The sequence below is a fragment of the Tenacibaculum tangerinum genome (genome assembly GCF_029853675.1).
Classification (GTDB): Bacteria; Bacteroidota; Bacteroidia; order Flavobacteriales; family Flavobacteriaceae; genus Polaribacter; species Polaribacter tangerinum_A.
Genome location: NZ_CP122539.1, coordinates 1,472,330 through 1,491,242, shown reverse-complemented (window position 1 = coordinate 1,491,242; position 18,913 = coordinate 1,472,330). Strand labels below are relative to the sequence as shown.

General features: G+C 33.7%; 16 protein-coding genes. 4 read left to right on the top strand and 12 right to left on the bottom strand.

Features of this window, described 5'->3' with window-relative positions:
* Positions 1-49 precede the first annotated feature (49 nt).
* The 3 genes from P8625_RS06395 to pdxH are packed head-to-tail and all read right to left on the bottom strand — an operon-like array spanning position 50 to position 2,133.
* Positions 50-946, bottom strand: a complete 897-nt coding sequence (locus P8625_RS06395) for a Ppx/GppA phosphatase family protein (RefSeq protein WP_279652921.1) — start codon at positions 944-946, stop codon at positions 50-52.
* Between the two features lie 10 nt (positions 947-956).
* Positions 957-1,445, bottom strand: coding sequence for a SixA phosphatase family protein (locus P8625_RS06390; RefSeq protein WP_279652635.1), 489 nt, complete (start codon positions 1,443-1,445; stop codon positions 957-959).
* Between the two features lie 40 nt (positions 1,446-1,485).
* Complete coding sequence (gene pdxH / locus P8625_RS06385; RefSeq protein WP_279652634.1) at positions 1,486-2,133, bottom strand: pyridoxamine 5'-phosphate oxidase; 648 nt, start codon at positions 2,131-2,133, stop codon at positions 1,486-1,488.
* Between the two features lie 236 nt (positions 2,134-2,369).
* On the opposite strand from pdxH, the gene P8625_RS06380 reads away from it, so the two are divergent.
* A complete protein-coding gene (locus tag P8625_RS06380; protein WP_279652633.1) occupies positions 2,370-4,526 on the top strand; it encodes a TonB-dependent receptor in 2,157 nt (718 codons plus the stop codon).
* A gap of 102 nt (positions 4,527-4,628) precedes the next feature.
* Positions 4,629-5,255 carry a tetratricopeptide repeat protein gene (locus tag P8625_RS06375; protein WP_279652632.1) on the top strand — a complete coding sequence of 209 codons (627 nt, stop codon included), beginning with the start codon at positions 4,629-4,631 and terminating at the stop codon, positions 5,253-5,255.
* 93 nt (positions 5,256-5,348) lie between these two features.
* On the opposite strand, the gene P8625_RS06370 is transcribed toward P8625_RS06375, so the two are convergent.
* Together P8625_RS06370 and P8625_RS06365 are read right to left on the bottom strand one after the other, a co-directional pair.
* Positions 5,349-6,104, bottom strand: a complete 756-nt coding sequence (locus P8625_RS06370; protein WP_279652920.1) for a zinc ribbon domain-containing protein — start codon at positions 6,102-6,104, stop codon at positions 5,349-5,351.
* Positions 6,105-6,121: 17 nt separating this feature from the next.
* Positions 6,122-7,216 carry a Nif3-like dinuclear metal center hexameric protein gene (locus P8625_RS06365; protein ID WP_279652631.1) on the bottom strand — a complete coding sequence of 365 codons (1,095 nt, stop codon included), beginning with the start codon at positions 7,214-7,216 and terminating at the stop codon, positions 6,122-6,124.
* Between the two features lie 175 nt (positions 7,217-7,391).
* On the opposite strand from P8625_RS06365, the gene lpxK reads away from it, so the two are divergent.
* Positions 7,392-8,426: a tetraacyldisaccharide 4'-kinase gene (gene lpxK / locus P8625_RS06360; RefSeq protein WP_279652630.1), complete on the top strand. Its 1,035-nt coding sequence runs from the start codon at positions 7,392-7,394 to the stop codon at positions 8,424-8,426.
* A 339-nt stretch (positions 8,427-8,765) separates the two neighbouring features.
* Here the strand turns inward: lpxK and dsrP are convergent, their stop codons facing one another.
* Genes dsrP through P8625_RS06330 form a run of 6 tightly spaced genes read right to left on the bottom strand, consistent with a single transcriptional unit; the run spans position 8,766 to position 15,018 of the window.
* Complete coding sequence (dsrP, locus tag P8625_RS06355) at positions 8,766-9,983, bottom strand: sulfate reduction electron transfer complex DsrMKJOP subunit DsrP (RefSeq protein WP_279652629.1); 1,218 nt, start codon at positions 9,981-9,983, stop codon at positions 8,766-8,768.
* Positions 9,984-9,993: 10 nt separating this feature from the next.
* Positions 9,994-11,121, bottom strand: a complete 1,128-nt coding sequence (locus P8625_RS06350) for a 4Fe-4S dicluster domain-containing protein (protein WP_279652628.1) — start codon at positions 11,119-11,121, stop codon at positions 9,994-9,996.
* Positions 11,122-11,128: 7 nt separating this feature from the next.
* Positions 11,129-11,755 carry a cytochrome c3 family protein gene (locus P8625_RS06345; protein ID WP_279652627.1) on the bottom strand — a complete coding sequence of 209 codons (627 nt, stop codon included), beginning with the start codon at positions 11,753-11,755 and terminating at the stop codon, positions 11,129-11,131.
* Positions 11,755-12,447, bottom strand: coding sequence for a multiheme c-type cytochrome (locus P8625_RS06340; RefSeq protein WP_279652626.1), 693 nt, complete (start codon positions 12,445-12,447; stop codon positions 11,755-11,757). Before P8625_RS06340 ends, P8625_RS06345 begins: the two co-directional genes overlap by 1 nt.
* Positions 12,448-12,450: 3 nt before the next feature.
* Positions 12,451-14,733 (bottom strand): molybdopterin-dependent oxidoreductase, encoded by a 2,283-nt coding sequence (locus P8625_RS06335; protein ID WP_279652625.1) that lies wholly within the window; start codon positions 14,731-14,733, stop codon positions 12,451-12,453.
* A gap of 45 nt (positions 14,734-14,778) precedes the next feature.
* Positions 14,779-15,018 carry a hypothetical protein gene (locus P8625_RS06330; RefSeq protein ID WP_279652624.1) on the bottom strand — a complete coding sequence of 80 codons (240 nt, stop codon included), beginning with the start codon at positions 15,016-15,018 and terminating at the stop codon, positions 14,779-14,781.
* Positions 15,019-15,553: 535 nt separating this feature from the next.
* Here P8625_RS06330 and P8625_RS06325 point away from each other — a divergent pair.
* The gene (locus P8625_RS06325) at positions 15,554-16,837 is read left to right on the top strand and encodes an acetyl-CoA hydrolase/transferase family protein (RefSeq protein WP_279652623.1); all 1,284 of its coding nucleotides are present in this window, start codon (positions 15,554-15,556) and stop codon (positions 16,835-16,837) included.
* A gap of 240 nt (positions 16,838-17,077) precedes the next feature.
* Here P8625_RS06325 and P8625_RS06320 read toward each other — a convergent pair whose 3' ends face one another.
* On the bottom strand, positions 17,078-18,202 hold the full coding sequence (locus P8625_RS06320; RefSeq protein WP_279652622.1) for an energy transducer TonB: 1,125 nt from the start codon (positions 18,200-18,202) through the stop codon (positions 17,078-17,080).
* Positions 18,203-18,913 lie beyond the last annotated feature (711 nt).

Sequence of the window (18,913 nt, the reverse complement as noted above, 5' to 3'; positions counted from 1 at the left end):
GTCATTCTTGGCTGAAAGCTACAAAATGCTTATAAATATTGAAATAAGCTTATAACTTATTGAAATATAAACTTTTTATAATTCCGTCTGAAAGTCCAATTTTAGGAACATAAATTTTTCTTGCGCCACTCCACTTCATGGCAGAAAGATAAATTTTTGTTGCGGGAATAATTACATCGGCTCTATCTGGGTTTAAACTAAGTTCAGAAATTCGCTCTTGATAACTCATCCTTTTTAAGAATTCATATTGCGCATTTAAGTAGATATACGAAATTGGTTTTCCGATATCTCTACCAGACATTTTAAAAAGTTTATTGATGTTTCCACCAGACCCTATTAGCGAAATACGTTTATACTCGCTCGTGTTTTCTTCAATCCATTTTTGAACCTTTTTAAACAATATTTTGTTTTCAGGTTTGGTATTGTTTAGCAAACGTACCGTTCCTATTTTAAACGATTTAGAGTTGATGATTTTACCTTTAGAAAATAGGGTGAATTCGGTACTACCACCACCTACATCTACGTATAAATAGGTAGCATCAGACTCTATTAGCTGATTTAAGTCGGTAGACGATATGATTGCAGCTTCTTTTTTTCCGTCAATAATATCAATCGGAACTTCGGTGGTTTTTAAAATAGTAGCTACGACTTCTTTACCATTTTCTGCCTCTCGCATTGCAGAGGTTGCACAAGCCTTGTATCTTTCTACGCCATGAATTTTCATGATTAATTTGAAGGCTTGCATAGCATCAATCATTCGTTGAATATTACCTTCCGAAATTTTTCCAGAAACAAAAGCATCAGCACCTAAACGAATAGGCACACGAACTAAAGAGGATTTTTTAAATTGTGGATCCTTGTTTTTTTCTTCAATAACATTCGCTACCAATAATCTCACCGCATTCGATCCAATATCAATAGCACCGTACTTTTTTATCTTCAAAATATATGTAGGTTTATCTATGGTTTTTAGGAAACTCTATTAAAATAGTGTTTCCTTTCTTTATGTCTTTCCAGTGTTTGGTATCAAAAGCTATTCCAACAACACCACAAGTAGCAACATGTGCAATAGGTTTACTTCCAAACTTGTTTACAAAACTATTAATACCGTGGTCGTGACTAAATACAATAGCACTGTTAAAACTATCGTCAAGAGCTTTTACCGTTTTAACTAAATAGCCATCACTAAAGCTATACAACTGACGTTTTATTTTAAGATTGGAGAGCGGATACTCAAAATTTTCACAAAAAATAACAGCCGTATGCAACGCCCTATTGGCGCTACTCGAAAGAAATACATCGGGTCTTTTAATTTCTTCCGCTAGGTATTTAGATAAAAGATGGGCATCGTTAATACCGCGCTCTTTTAATGGTCTGTCAATATCTTTAACGCTATCATATTCCCATGATGATTTAGCGTGACGAACGATATAAAGTGTTTTCATTCAAATATAAAATACGATGTAAATATAAGTAAATATAAAATTAAGGAGCTAAACGTTCAACTTTCCAAGAAAAATCTTTTTGCAAAGTATAACGTATACGGTCGTGCATACGGTTTGGACGCCCCTGCCAAAACTCAATAGAAAGAGGTTTTACGATAAAGCCTCCCCAATGTTTAGGTCTAGGAATTTCTTGATTTTTAAACTTTTTTTCAAAAGAAATTAGCCTGTCATCCAACTCACCACGTGAAGCAACCACTTCACTTTGATTAGAAGCCCAAGCTCCAAGCTTGCTTCCGTCTGGTCTCGACTCGAAATATCCGTCAGATAAATTCTCAGCAAGTTTCTCTGCTTTTCCTTTAATGATAATTTGTTGCTCTAAACCTGCCCAAAAAAAGGATAAACAAACATTATTGTTGTTTAAAATAGCCCTTCCTTTCTCAGAGTTGTAATTGGTATAAAAAATAAAACCTTCCCACGTATATTTTTTTAATAAGACAACCCTGCTTTTCGGAAAACCGTCTAACCCGATTGAAGCAATAGTCATGGCGTTTGCCTCATCTACCATTTCAGATTCATCTGCAGCAAAAAACCAGTCTCTAAATAATTCAATAGGATTTTCAGGACAGTTACTCTCTAGTAACTCTCTTTTTTCGTAAGATTTTCTATAGTCACTTAAATCGTGTGCCATTGTTGTTAATTTATACTATGTAAAAGTACAACATTATCAAAAGTATTGTAGGTATTGCACATTAAAATTTAGCAAGATTTGAATAATCTAAAGCAAGAATGGTAAAATGTAAGCAGTCGAGTAATTTTCGTTTTGATACATAAAACAGTTCATCTACAAAATTATACAGTTGGGTAGTTCTTTTTGTGTTGAAGTTTGAAAACAAAGCAGTTTTGTAGTGTCAAAAACGAACAAAAATGAAACAAGTACTACTTATAGTGTGTTTTTTAACGTATACACTAGTCATCGCACAAACTACGATTTCAGGAAGAGTAACCGATGCGAAAGGGATTCCTATTGAAGGGGCTAATGTGTATTTAGAAGGAACTTACGACGGAACTTCCTCTGACGAAAAAGGAAACTTCTCTTTTACAACTTCAGAAAAAGGATTGCAAACATTAACGCTGTCTTTTATTTCTTTTGAAACGTATACAAAAACCGCCGATGTAGCAACATTTAAAAATGTAAAAATACTACTTCATGAAGATGTCAATACCTTAGATGCAGTAATCATAAATGCAGGAACCTTTGAAGCGGGAGATAACGCAAAAGTAACCGCTTTAAAACCTTTAGATGTCGTAACCACTGCAAGTGCTTTAGGAGATTTTGTTGGGGCGTTACAAACCTTACCAGGTACATCTTCGGTAAGTGAAGATGGTCGTTTGTTTGTGCGTGGAGGAGAAGCGGGTGAAACACAAGTTTTTATTGATGGAATTCGAGTATTTACACCCTACAGCCCGTCGGCACCGAATATTCCTACTCGTGGTCGATTTTCTCCGTTTTTATTCAAAGGAATTACCTTTTCAACAGGAGGGTATTCTGCGGAATACGGACAAGCTTTGTCGAGTGTTTTATTGCTAAATACTAACGACGAAGCAATAAAAGAGAAGACAGATGTATCGTTAATGACAGTTGGTTTAGGAGTCGGAAATACGCAAGTTTTTGGAAAGAATTCGCTAAGCGTCAATACTTCGTATATCAACTTAGCACCCTATCAAGAATTATTTCCTGATAGAAATACTTGGAAGAAGCCAATTCAGTCATTAAACGGAGAAGCGGTGTATCGATTTAGATTTAAAAACGAATCGTTGTTAAAGTTTTACGGGGCGTATAGTTATGCCGATTTCGATTTAATTCAAGAAAATATTAATTATGAAAACGGATTTCGTTTTGGGCTAAAAAATAGAAACTTGTATTTCAATGGAACTTATAAACAACACTTTGCTGATAATTGGACAGTTACAGGAGGAGTATCGTTTACCAACGATAACTCAAAAATAAATATAGTAGATGATAAGGTGGTAGATAATGAAAACTCAGCTCATGTGAAAGCAACATTGAAAAAGAGGTTTTCAAACCGATTCAAACTGAACGTTGGTGCTGAGTATTTTATGACCAATTTTTCTGAAGATTATACCAGTGAAATAAATGGAAATGCCACCTACGGATTTGATAATAATATCTTTGGAAGTTTTGCAGAAGCAGCTATTTTCTTTTCTAAAAAATTAGGAACGAAAATAGGGCTACGTATGGAAAATTCTGAGCTGTTACGTGAGTTTACCATTTCGCCAAGAGCTTCGATAGCGTATAAATCGGGAGAAAATGCACAGTTTTCATTTGCTTACGGACGTTTTTATCAGAATCCTGAAAACGAATATCTGAAATTCAATACGCAGTTTAAAGCAGCGCATACATCTCATTTCATAGCGAATTATCAGTATGTAAAAAATAAACAGATTCTAAGAATAGAAGGATATTATAAAAAATATCAAGATTTGGTAAAATACGATACTGATACACCATTGCCATATTCAAATTTCTCAAATTCAGGAGAGGGATTTTCTAAAGGAATAGATGTTTTTTGGAGAGATAATAAAAATATAAAAAATACAGATTATTGGATTTCTTATTCGTTGTTAGATACAGAAAGAGATTACAAAAACTACCCAGTAAAAGCAAGACCTAATTTTGCATCAACGCACAACCTATCGGTTGTTGCAAAACATTGGATTCCAGATTGGAAGAGTCAAGTAGGAATGAGTTATAATTTTGCTTCAGGAAGAAGTTACACTAATCCTAATAAGGGTGGGTTTTTAAATGAGAAAACTAAAAACTACCATTCGGTAAGTGTAAACTGGGCGTACTTAATAAGTCAACAAAAAATCTTGTATTTCTCAATAAATAATGTTTTAGGTACCCAGAATGTATTTGGTTACAATTATAAGAATACACCAAATTCAGAAGGTTTTTTTAATCGACAGGCGATTATACCATCGGTCGATAGTTTCTTTTTTGTAGGGTTCTTTTGGACGATTAGCGATGACAAAAAAGAGAACCAGTTAAATAACTTATAAACGACCACAATTCAGCCATAAAAAATAACAGCTCGGTGTTCTTTTTTATAAAAAACATCGCAATCAAAAGATATTTGAAGTATAAACTAAAATCAACAAAAAATGAAAAAAATAATCACATTATTAGTACTTCTATGTACCATCAGTATCTCAGCACAAACCCAATATGAAAAAGGAATGGAAAAGGCTTTTGAGTTGTGGAAAGAAAACAAAACAACAGAAGCAGCCCAATTATTCGAACGTATTTCTAAAGTAGAAAAAGAAAATTGGTTGCCATCTTATTATGCAGGAACGATTTATATATTAGAAAGTTTTCAAATAAAAGAGGAAGCAATGCGAATAGCGAAGTTACATAAGGCACAGGAGTTTATAGATACTGCGAATTCTATTTCACCCGAAAACCCTGAAATATTAATTATGCAAGCATTATTACATACTTCGTACATGGCTTTTGACGGACAGAAATATGGAATGACCCTATCGATGAAAAATGCAGGATTGTATGAGAAAGCATTAAAAATAGCTCCTAACAACCCGAGAGTTATTTTAAGTAAAGCAGAATCCGATATGGGAACAGCCCGTTTTTTTGGTCAGTCTACCAAACCGTTTTGTGCTAATATTAAAAAAGCGATAGCGTTGGGGGAGAAAGAAAAAATAACTGAAAAATTCTATCCAAAATTTAATATAGAAAGGGCAGAGAAAGTATTGAAAAAGTGTATGAAATTATAAATGGTATCAATTATAAGTTTTACTGAAAAGGGTAGACATAAAAAAAGCCTCCAAAATAAATGGAGGCTTTGTATCTATTTTAAAGAAAAAATATTAAGCAAATAAGTTGTCAATTTTTTCTTTTTCTTCTTGTGCCAAAGCAGGGTCTACTAAAATACGACCACTGTGCTCATCGATGGTAATCTTTTTACGGTTCGCGATTTCTAATTGCACTTGTGGAGGAATGGTAAAGAAAGAACCACCAGCAGCACCACGTTCAATAGCAACTACAGCCAATCCGTTTCTTACTTTGGTTCTAATTCTTTTATAAGCTGTTAGTAAATGCTTGTCGATAGATTGCGAAAATTCTTCAGACTTTTCTTTCAACAATTTTTCTTCTTTTTCAGTTTCTTTTAAAATAGCGTCTAACTCTCCTTTTTTATGCGCTAAATGCGTTTCTTGTTGTGTTAACTTTCCTTTCGTTTTTTCGATAACCTCTTTCTTCTGAGCAATTTTAGCCTTGTATTCTTTGATTCTTTTTTCAGATAATTGAATTTCTAATTCTTGATACTCAATTTCTTTAGATAAAGAATCGAATTCACGGTTGTTACGAACATTTTTTTGTTGTTCTTCGTACTTTTTAATTAAGTTTTTAGACTCTTCAATCGCTAATTTTTTATTGCTAATATCAGTTTCTAAATTTTTAACATCTTCAGCTAAATTAGAAAGTCTTTTGTTTAATCCGGCAACTTCATCTTCTAAATCTTCTACTTCTAAAGGTAATTCACCACGAACGTTTCTAATTTCGTCAATTCTCGAATCGATTAACTGTAAATCGTATAACGCTCTTAATTTTTCTTCTACCGTTATTTCTTTTTTGCCATCTGTTAAATATAGTGTATAGGATTTGTACTCTTTTCGCTTAAAATAATTGCAAAAGTACTAAATTTTTTATTAAGATAATCAACTAAAATATTTTTTGTAAACTGTTCGCTTTCATAATGTCCAACATCAACAAGCACAATGTTTTTTTCGGCTTTAAAAAACTCATGATATTTAAAATCAGCACTAATATAAGCATCGGCACCAGCGCGCTTTGCGCTTGATATGGCAAAACTTCCAGAACCTCCTAATACCGCTACTTTTTTAATAGGTTTGTTTCGTAATTCTGAGTGTCGTACACACCCAGTTTTAAAGGTGTTTTTTGCAAATAACAAAAAATCTTTTTCATTCATTGCGGATGGAAGTTCTCCTACCATTCCCATACCTACTTGTTGATGTTGATTGTCTAGAGTAATAATTTCGTAAGCAACTTCTTCGTAAGGATGGTGTTTAAAAAGTGTAGTACGTATTTTTCGTTCTAAAAACGAATCGAAGGTAACGGTAATACAGGTTTCTTCTTCAAACATTAACGTTCCTTTTTCGCCTACGGTAGGATTAGAATTTTCATTTCCTCTGTAGCTTCCTTTTCCTTCTATATTAAAAGAGCAATGATCGTAATTTCCAATACTTCCTGCACCTGCTTCAAATAATTTTTCACGAAGATTAGTAGCTGCTTTGCTCGGAACGTAGGTTGTTAGCTTTTTAATGATTCCTTTTTTAGGAATGAGTGTTTTCATGTTTTCTAAGCCCAAAACTTCCCCCATTTTTGCAGAAACACCATTGTTTACATTATCTAAAGCAGTGTGTGTAGCATAAATAGCAATGTTGTGCTGAATGGCTTTTAGTACCACACGTTCTACATAATTGTTACCGTTTATTTTTTTTAATCCGCTAAATATAATAGGGTGAAAGCTGACGATGAGGTTGCAGTCGTTGGCAATTGCTTCATCTACCGTTTCTTCAAGGGTATCTAAAGTAACTAAAACACCAGTTACTTCCGTCGTGTAATTTCCTATTAATAAACCAACATTATCAAAATCTTCCGCATACGAAAGAGGTGCTAATTGCTCGATATAGTTGGTAACGTCTTTTATTTGCATTTTTTGAGTTTAAAAGTTACAACGTTGTAAAGTTACAAAGTTTAACTGTTTAACTATTTGCAAGGTTCTTAAAGTTACGAGTTTTGTTTGTATGTAGAAGCACGAATTTACCAACTCTGAACCTAATTCTAATTCCTGACTTCTTTTTTATAACTAAATTACTACTTTTGAGACAATGAAATTACTTCGATTTTTATTGTTTCCGTTTGCCGTTTTGTACGATGTCATTACGAGGATTCGCAATTGGTTTTTTAATATTGGTATCTTACGATCTACGTCTTTTGATATCCCTGTGATTGCTGTTGGAAATTTGAGTGTGGGCGGTACAGGGAAATCTCCACAAATTGAATATTTAATTCGTTTATTAAAAAGTGACTATAGAATAGCGGTCTTGAGTCGTGGTTATAAGCGTAAAACAGAGGGTTTTCAAATCGTAAATGATACACATACTGCTGAAGATGTAGGGGATGAACCTTTACAATTTTACAAAAAGTTTAAAAATGAGGTTACGATAGCTGTGGATGCCGATAGAACTAATGGGATTCAGCAATTGTTAGCGAGAGAGAATCCGCCAGAAGTTGTGTTGCTAGACGATGCGTACCAGCATAGAAAAGTAACGGCGAGTACCTATATTTTACTTACAAAATACAACGATTTATATGTAAATGATTTTTTGTTGCCCACAGGAAATTTGCGAGAGAGTAGGAGAGGAGCTAAAAGAGCCGCTGTAATAGTGGTTACCAAATGTCCTGAAAATTTATCGGAAGCAGCGCAAGAAAAGATTCTACAAAAACTCCATCCTAAATCGTATCAGCAGGTGTTTTTTACAACCATTGCGTATGATGAAACAATAAAAGGAAGAGAAGAAATGTCGATTGAAGACCTGCAACAAAAGGAAGTGTTGTTAATTACAGGAATTGCCAATCCGACTCCTTTGTTACAGTTTTTAAAGAAAAAGAAAGTAGGTTATAAACAGTTAAACTTTCCAGACCATCACAATTTTACAGATAAAGATATTGCAACTATTAAAAAAGCGTATGAAGACTTGCGCTCTGAACAAAAAATCATTCTAACTACTGAAAAAGATTATATGCGTTTGGAAGGTAAGATTAATTCACTTCAGTATATCGCTATTAAAAGTGAATTTCTCAACGGAGGAGAAGCGTTTGATGCAGTTGTTTTGCAGAGTGTAAAGGATTTTAAGAAATAGTCATCTCAAAATAAGTGTTGTCTTTCTTTTATGATTGAATTATAAAGAATTTTTTAGAAGTTTTAGGGGGAGTCTTACGGTATGATATTGTGCTTTAGGTTTAGACTTATGTTTTAATAAAACAGACGCTTCACATGAAATAGGGGTGTGCCTTTTACATTATCATATTATAATATTTTGTGTAAAAAAGAGTTTTTAGAGTTTCGTACAAAGGTCTTCAAATATGTTAGTATCTATAGCCTATAAAGAATGGGACAAATTACTCCCAAATCACGTTATTAAATAAAAAAGACTAACTTATTTTTATGTTAGTCTTTTTCTGTTATATCTAAAATGATTTTATTTTTTATATTTCAATTTCCCTGTTTCAATACCAATAGCTGTTTTAGCTAAAATGGTAAAAATTAGTGCTCCTAAAGCCCAAATGCCTAAAGTAACTCCTATTTCTATACCTGTTGGCATATATTCAGCAATTTTCCCATAAGGACCAGGTATAAAACCAGGAACTATCAATCCGAAGCCTTTTTCAATCCATATTCCTATAAATAGTATAAAACAAGCGAAGTACAATACTTTTAAGTTGTTACGAAGCTTGTGGAATGTTAAAATAACTGTTGCTAAAACATTTAAAGATATCGCAGTCCATATCCAAGGTAACAAAGCTGTTTTTCCGTCTAAACCGAAGAATAAATAATAAGCACTTTCACTATGGTGTGTTGGAGCGTAGAATTCTTTAAATAGTTCAGACACTAACATGATAATATTTATTTGAGCAGCAACAGTAACTACCATCGCAATTTTTTTAATAGTTTTATCTTCAATTTTAAAAGCTGTAAAGGTTCTGATAATTGCCAAAACTAAAATAATTAAAGCCGGACCAGCTGCAAAGGCAGAAGCTAAAAATCGAGGACCTAACAACGCATTGTTCCAAAAAGGACGTGCTTGTAAACCTTGATAAAGAAATGCCGTAACTAAGTGAATGGCTACTGCCCAAAAAACAGATAATATAGCACCAGGTACATACACGCTAGCTTTTGCTTCTTTTCCTTGATAATGTCTGAATAAGATATAAAACGGAATGGTAATATTAAGAAATAGATATCCGTTTAACACGATTACATCCCAAGTAAGCATTGAATTAGGAAAATTAAATACTCCGATACCCGGAATCATGTGCCATAGTACAGAAGGACCTCCCATATCGGCAATAACAAAAGCCAAACACATAATTAATGCAGAAACTGCTAATCCCTCACCAATTAAAACGGCTTGTTTAAAATCAATATCTTTTAATACATAGGTTGGCATTACCAACATAACGGCGGCGGCGGCAACACCTACTAAAAATGTGAAGTTAGAAATATACAATCCCCAACTTACCCTATCTGTCATTCCAGTTACGCTTAAACCACGCTCTAGTTGAATAGAATAGCAATACATGCCTATGAGTATGGCTAGGGTTAAAAAAGCCATCCAAAGATGGTATTTTTTTGAACCTTTGGTAATAGCATCTAAACTGTCTTTAACTAAACTTTTAAAAACTTTGAGTTGTTTCATTGTATATTTTTTAGTCCATGAAGTACCAAAACTTGGGTTCGGTACCTAAATCTTCTTTTAATCTGAATACTTTTTTATTTTCTAGCACCCAACGTATGGTACTATTAGGGTCGAGCAAGTTTCCGAAAATACGAGCTCCAGTAGGGCAAGCCTCAACACATGCTGGATTTTTGCCAGCTCTAGAGCGCTGTACACAAAAAGTACATTTTTCCATCACTCCTTTTTTTCGCATTCGATTTCCTAAATAATGCTGATTGTGGTTAACTTCCTCTTCAGGAACTTCTGGTTTACTCCAGTTGAATCGACGACCGTCATAAGGGCAGGCAGCCATACAATAACGACAACCTACACACCAATCGTAATCAACTACGACCAATCCGTCTTTTTCTCGCCAAGTAGCTTGTACAGGGCAAACTTCTACGCAGGGCGGATTATCGCAATGAAAGCATTGTGTTCCCATGTAAAAGTGTCCTTCGGCAGGTACTTCGTGGTAGTAATTGTCATCAGCTTCATTGAAATTGAATCCTTTACCGTCCTTCATTTCGTGAATTCTTATGTACTGCATCTGTGAATTTCTGTCTTGATTGTTTTCTTCAACACAAGCACTTACGCAATCCATATATCCTTGACATTTTGAGATGTTAAAAGCGTATCCAAATAATACATCATCTTCAGCATTTTTCGAAGACATATTAATTGTTTTTCCTGTACGTAGTTGATAAGAGCGAACCAATCTATTTACAGTGGCTTCTTTTTCCTCATCTGTCATTAATTTATAGTTTCCTTTAAATTGCTCTTCCCAATCTATTTGAGCTTTTTCTTTAGATTCGTCGCTAGAAGTGATGCTGGTACAAGAAGACATAGCACCAGCTCCGATTAATAAACTAGCGGTTAGTTTTTTAAAGGCAGATCTACGATCCATTTTTACGTCAAAAACTTGATCGAAACCATCTTTGTGTCTTTCTTCACCTATCGAAGCATTTACAGCTTTTTCAAAAAAAGCTTCTTCACTTAATTCATTATTCGTAGCATGTGAATTGCATCCTTCTGATGTTTTTCCGCAACTACAAGAACTTTTTTGCTGTTGATGTCTATTATTTAGGTTTAGCGTAAACCATTTTTTGTTATTGTTGCTCATACCTAAATTATTTACGTTCTTTTACTATTTGCGTATTAAATACTGCAGGCCATTTGGTATCAAAACCAGGATTATGCGGATTATGGCAGTTAACACAAGTCATAGATACTCTGGGGTTGGTCCAACTTTCCATTTGTTTCCCATGCGCACCACCTGCCCAATCTTTGTGTTGTTTTTGATGGCATTGGCTGCATTGTTTATAACTTTCATTAAAATCAATTTTATGACCAGTTATACTCTTCAATTCATTAATATTATTACTATCATGACAAGTTATACAGTTCATAGTGTTTAAGGAGGCATGATTTAATTTAATGTCCCAGTGTGCTTTTTTGATATCTTTAGCTTGCATTTTTTCTAAAGGTTTCGTGTGACACTCAGTACATTTGTACGATTTAATTTTATCTTTTCTAGTTGGAATTAAAAAAGTTATTTCATTTTCTGTAATCTCTATCATATTCATTTCATTAAAATACTTTTCAGAGGAAATTGAAATACCTTTGTAATTATTACTTTCAGCTTCTATTCTATCGGTAACACTATGATATTCATCTTCATGGTGTTTACATGAAGTACTTAACATGCACAGCGCAATAAAAAAGCTAGTCAATTTTATATGTTGATATTTTCTCATTAGTTTTCAATTTTTCTCATGAAATCTTGCATATTGTCTACAGTAGCTTTGGTGTTTAACACATGGCATTGGCGACAATTAACACGTTCGGGATGGGTAACTCTAATTTCTTTTGGTGCGCTGGGACCTGCATGACAGGCCAAACAGTTTTCTCTCAATTGAATGTGATGCGGAATCACCGGAGGACTTGAGACCAATGCATTGTTAACCCCTACTTCTGGTCCTGTAACTACAGAAAAATTACCAGTTTTAAATAACGTTTGCTCTTTTTGTGCCACATGACACTGTTTGCAGTTTACTAATTCTGGGTGAGGTGTAACAGGAGTATATGCCTTGAATTTTTCAACAAAACCTCCATTTTCATGACATTGTAAACAGCTAGCATCTCCGATAGTTTGTTTTTCTTCTACAACATGAGGAATGCTTGGGGGTGCACCATAAAAAGCTCTATTTTTATAATATGTTTTCATACTTCGTTGATGGTTTTCATCAACAGGCATGTTACTATAATCTAAAGCGTATTTAGAGCGTTTAAATACTTCAGATTCTGATGGAATAGTAAAATATTCTTTGCTGTTTTCAACGGGAACATATGCTTCTTCTTTACCTGTTTGGTAACTGTAATTCCATACGGTTATAAAACTTATAAAGAGAATTATAAATAAAGATATAATACCTAGTCGTTTTCTCATGATTTATACTTTTTCTACCTTAACGGCACATTTCTTAAAATCAGGCTCTTTAGAGATAGGACAAAAAGCATCCAATGTAACATCATTGATTAACATATTTTCATCAAAGAAAGGAACAAATACTTGTCCTCTTGTAGGTAATCCTCTTTCATTTATAGAGGCTGGTAAAATACATGAACCTCGTCTAGAACTTACTTTTACTTTCTCTCCTTTTCTAATGCCTAATTTTTTAGCATCGTCTGGATGAAATTCAATGTATGCATTAGGCATAGCTCTATGCAATACAGGAATTCTTCTTGTCATAGATCCTGTATGCCAATGTTCTACAACACGACCTGTATTTAACCAGAATGGATACTCGTTATCAGGTGACTCAGCCGCAGGTTCATAAGGTCTTTGCCAAATAACCGCTTTTCCATCTGGCTTTCCGTAAAAATGAAAATCTTCTCCATTTGAACAAGCGGGGTCATATTTCGAATTAAAACGCCACTGTGTTGATTTACCATCTACATAAGGCCAAATAGCCCCAGATTGATTTTTTAAAACTTCAAGAGGTGCCATTTCATGCTTTTTACCTTTATGAAATTGACGATACTCATTATATATTTCTTCTACGTGATTCTCTTTTGAGTAGGGAAACAAGTCGCCATACCCCATACGTTTTGCTACTTCAATAAACATCCAAGCATCTGGTGTAGTTTCTCCTGGTCCTTCTACCATCTTGTCCCAGTGCTGCGTTCTTCTTTCCGAATTTCCATAAATACCCGATTTTTCAATATGCCATGACGCTGGTAAAATAACATCTGCAACATCTGAAGTAGGCGTTGGAAATACATCGGAAACAACTACGAAACAAGATTCTTTTTGCATACCTGGTCTAAACCTACTTGTTCGAGGTAGAGATACCAATGGATTTACTGCTTGAGTCCAAATAAATTTAATGTCTCCGCGATCTACTGCTCTAAACATCTCGGTGGTATGATAGGTAGGTTTTGAAGGAATTCTGTCTACTGGAACTTTCCATATTTTAGCCGCCAACGCTCTGTGCTCTGCATTCATAACCACCCCTTTGGGTAATTTGTGGGTAAATGTTCCTACTTCACGTGCAGTACCACAGGCAGAAGGTTGTCCTGTTAAAGAGAAGGGACCGTTACCTGGCTGTGAAATTTTACCTGTTAGTAAATGAATATTGTATATTAAATTATTCATCCAGGTTCCTCTGGTGTGTTGATTTACTCCCATACACCAAAGAGACATTACTTTTTTATTTGGGTCTCCAAAAATAGAGGCTAAATATTTAATATCTTTAACAGATACTTTTGCATATTTTGATACTTTTTCTGGGGTATAATCTTTTAAAAATTCCTTGTATTCTTCAAATGTAATTTTAGAAGGTTTATCTTTAAATTTGAACTTATCTTCCATACCATAGCCCATGTTGGTAAGTCCTTTACTAAAATTACAATGTTTCTCAACGAAATTGTTATTTACCCAACCGTTATTCACTATTTCGTAGCAAATTGCATTGGCTACTGCTAAATCGGTTTGAGGCTCAAACAAAATAGATTTATCGGAAGCCATACTTGAACGGGTTGTTCTAGTGGCGAAGTCAATAATTTTTGCACCTCTTCTGTTTTTTTGCTCTAACATTCTAGAGAATAAAACAGGATGCATTTCAGCCATGTTATTACCCCAAGTAATGTAATAATCTGCATAATCAAAATCCTCGTAACATCCCATCGGTTCATCAGCACCAAACGTTGTTAAAAACCCCGCTACGGCACTTGCCATACATAAACGAGCATTACAATCTAAGTTATTGGTTCCAATAGCACCTTTCATTAGTTTTGAAGCTACATACCCTTCAGGAACAGTAGATTGACCAGAGGTATACATGGCAACAGAATCTTTGCCATGCTTTTCAATAGTCTCTTTCATTTTACTGGCTACTAAATCTAATGCTTCGTTTAGAGGTGTTTTAACATACCTTCCGTTTTTCTTAACTAGGGCGTGTGTTAATCTGTCACTTGATTGAATACACATTGTTTGGTGGTATCCTTTTACACATAACAATCCCTTGTTAACAGGAGAGTTAGGGTCTCCTTTAACCGCAACTGCTTTTCCGTTTTCAATTCCTACTAAAATTCCGCAACCTACTCCGCAAAAACGACACGGTCCTTTTTTCCAGTCAAAATTACCTTCAGGAATTTCAGCTTCTTGCTCGCTAGCAAACATAATTCCTGGAAACATGGTAGCAGCTGCTGTCATGGCAGATAATACTGCCATTTTTTTTATAAAACTTCGTCTGTTTGTTGTTGAAGTGTACATGGGCTAATTCTTTATGGGTGTATTAAATCCAGAAACCATTGCTAATAGTTTTAAACTACCAATGGTTTCTAGCTTTTGTTTTAAAATATCTTCTTCTGCTTTGGTTTCAGTTTCGGTAACTACTACTAAAACATCTTTATTCTCGGCAGGTATTACTTCACATTCATTTAAGGATGATAAAGCTTTAATAAGTTCGTCTTTTTTGCCATCGTGCGGATGGGCTAAATAACTTTTTATAGGCATAAAATAGTTGTTAATTTCCTGAACAAATTAATAAATATTAGGGTATAATAAACATGATATTTGTCATAATATATGGTTTTTCAATTCGTTACACATTTAAACTAATAAGGAATAGTATTGAATGTGAAGCAATTAAAGACTTTTTAGTCTTTTTTTAAAAAATTGAAAAAATATAATTTATAATTAGTTTAAATAAGTTACTATTTGTGATGAAGCTGATAATGTGACACAGAAAGAACTATTTATTTTAAAAGGAAACTCAAACCAGTACGTAATACTGTATACATTAATAAAGTAGCATACGGATTAAAGTAGAGATTACTGATTTTTTGGAGAATGAAAAGTTAAACTATAAGAATCAAATAACCTATAATATAGTTGATTATTAAACAATCTATAAAAAAGGAAAGAATAGAGGAATTTTGTTATTATTGATACAATTATAGGTTAGTAAAATAGTTTAATCTTATGATTTTTATCATTAATTAAGCAGTACTTTCTTATGACTTTTGTACCAATCAAATAAAAGAATAAGATGTCAGAAAATTTAAAGATTGTTACTGCTGAAGAAGCAGTAGCCATTGTAAAATCAAATAATAAAATATTTTTTCAAGGAGCAGCAATGACTCCGAATTTATTGATAGACACTTTATGTGAGCGTTATCAAGACTTAAGTAATGTAGAAATTATTCAAATTCATACCCATGGTAAGGCTAAATATTTAGAAGAACCTTACAGTGAATCATTCAAACTAATAAGCTGTTTTGTGGGAGACAACGTAAGAAAAGGAGTGAATATGAATAATGGAGACTACATTCCCATTTTTTTAAGCGAAATACATTGGTTATTCCGTCGTAGTATATACCAATTAGATGTAGCATTTATTCAGGTTTCACCACCCGACAAGCACGGATATTGTTCTTTAGGAACTTCGATAGATATCACATTACCAGCAATACAAACAGCTAAAATTGTGATAGCACAAGTTAACCCTAATGTTCCTAGAACTCATGGAGACGGTATTATTCATATACGGAATATCGATTATGCAGTAAAAGTCGATTCACCAATTCATGAATCTATTGCGGGAATACCTTCTGAAATAGAGGCTAAAATAGGAGAAAATGTAGCAGGACTAATTGAAGATGGCGCAACATTACAGATGGGTATAGGAAACATTCCTAATGCGGTATTGCATAATTTAGCAAATCACAAACGCCTAGGAATTCATACAGAAATGTTTTCTGACGGAATTTTACCTTTGATAGAAAAAGGCGTAATTACAGGTGAAGAAAAAGAAATAAAAACAGGAAAAATTGTTACTTGTTTTGCTGTTGGTTCAAAAAAGTTATATGATTTTATTGATGACAATCCGCTAGTTCATTTTAAAGAAGCAGGCTATACAAACGATACTTCTATTATTAAGCTTAACCCAAAAGTTACTGCTATAAATAGTGCTATTGAAATTGACTTAACAGGTCAAGTTTGTGCCGATACTATTGGTAAATACCAATATTCGGGAGTAGGAGGACAAATGGATTTTATTAGAGCGGCATCGTTATCAAAAGGAGGAAAAGCCATTATAGCAATGCCTTCTATAACAGTAAAAGGAGTTTCTAAAATTACTCCGTTTTTAAAAGAAGGAGCAGGAGTAACCACAACAAGAGCACATGTACATTATGTAGCAACGGAATATGGAGTAGTGAATTTGTTCGGAAAAAGTTTAAAAGAACGAGCAAAAGCACTAATTTCTATTGCACACCCTAGTTTTAGAGAAGAACTAGAAAGAGAAGCTTTTAACAGGTTTACGAAGTTATAGAGTATTTTGTTGAATAGAGTAAACTTAGAATACGATATGATGAGTTAAAAAGGAATAGTAGCTAAAAAACTATGTAGAGATTTGGTATAAGGCGGGGTTGAAACCCGCCTTAATATATTATATTGTACTAGGATGAGTTGATGTCATGGTCAGTTTATTTTAAGGCGGATACCCTTTCTTAAATAGAAAAAAGCTTCTCACAGAGAAGCTTTTTTAATATATAAACACTTTTAAAAGTTGTTATTCATGAAGCTTAAAGTTAACAGGAATGTAATACTCAACATTAGCTATTTTACCATTGTGCTTACCTGGAATAAAAGATGGTAATTTAGAAACCATTTTTTTCGCTTCTTGCTCTAACAGTTCTCCGTTTTGAGGGCCTTTCATGGTGATGTTTGCTACTTCACCATTTTTGTCTATAATAAAACGTACCCAAACTCTACCCTCTATATTTTGTTCAGCAGCTGCAGCAGGGTAGTTAAAGTTTCTTTGAATGTGACTAATCATTCTTTCGTTAAAACATTGTAATTTTTGCATATCAGGCGCATTAGCACATGTTTTGAATTGAGGTATATTATGTACTTGTGCAAACTTAACGTAGTCTGTGATAGCTTTTTCTTCCGAAACTTTTCTTGTGTTAGTAATTGCTTTTTTAGTTCTTGTGGTGCGTGAGTTAGAATTATTTGCTCCTGGAGTTTTAAAAGTAATAGGAACTCCATACTTAACTTTTACTGTCTTACCGTTGTGTTTTCCTGGTATAAATTTAGGAAGGCTGTTAATAATTCTACGTGCCTCATTTTCTAAAGCTTCTCCTCCTTGAGGACCACGCAATAATATATCTTCAACGTTCCCCTGTTCGTTAATAGTAAACTGAACTAATACTCTACCTTGTATGCCAGCTTCAATAGCTTCTTTAGGGTAATTAAAATTTTTAACTATATGTTTGGTCATGTTAGTTTCAAAACACTTCGCCTGTTTGATTAAAGGAACACTATTACATTTACCAAACAACGGAATTTCTTCAACAAGGTTAAAAGGTATTTTTTCAATGTTAGCAGCATTGTCATCTAGTTCGAGTTTCCCTATCAATAAAGAATTCTTTTTAATATCCGCTACTTTTTGAGAAGAATTAATATCTCCTCCAATGGCAGAAACCGCCTGTTTATTTTTACGAACAACACGTCTTCTTGTAGAAACCTCAATAGATAATTGTTTTTTTGCACCGTTTTCAGTGTCTTCAATTGCGCATTTAGTGATACTGTTTGGATCTGCTATAGATTCATCAGGGCTTGTACATACTTCTTCCTGACCAACAGCTGCTAGAGATATGAGCAAAGCTGCGATTATTAAGGGGAATTTTTTCATAATTTGTGCTTCGTTTAGTGTTTGACAATTGTTAACTACAACCAATTAACGCGGTAAATATAAGTAAAAAAAATGGAATACCAAATCTAGAATCTTTTTTAGATTAAAAATGTAGCAAAACCATAGCTAAAGCTAAGTTCATTTAGTGTGTTTTTTCAGGGTATTTTTATCTCTATTTAAGCGTTATTTTTAGTTGATTTTTAATTATGAAGGAAGTGTTTTTCTCTCTTATTTTTCATAGCTAGAATCAATTATCATAAGGTTTCTATGTAGATTGTAGCAAATGATTTCATTAAATTTTGTACTTGGATTTTAGCTATTCTTCTAAGCTTTGCAATTCCTCTATCGAACCATCGTTTTATGGTTCTAAAAGTACGCTCTCTGTATAAATCGAATTTTACCAACAACTTTATTAAACTTCTTTTTCTTCATTGTTCAATTATCTCATTATCTCATTTTCCTTATTACTACATTATCTCATTGCAAATAGCCAACAGCTAAGAGTTAAGAATTCATTTAACAATTATAAATGAACAATTTCTAGTTTTCAGTAATCAAACCAACCCTTATAACGAGGAGTGATAGCGACGTGGTTATCTCATGATGGTAATCAGAGAACAATTATCAGTAGGCAGTTGTTAGAAATAGTTATAATTATTAATCATTCCTACATTTCCTCATTTCCTCATTTCCTCATTACATCATTGTATC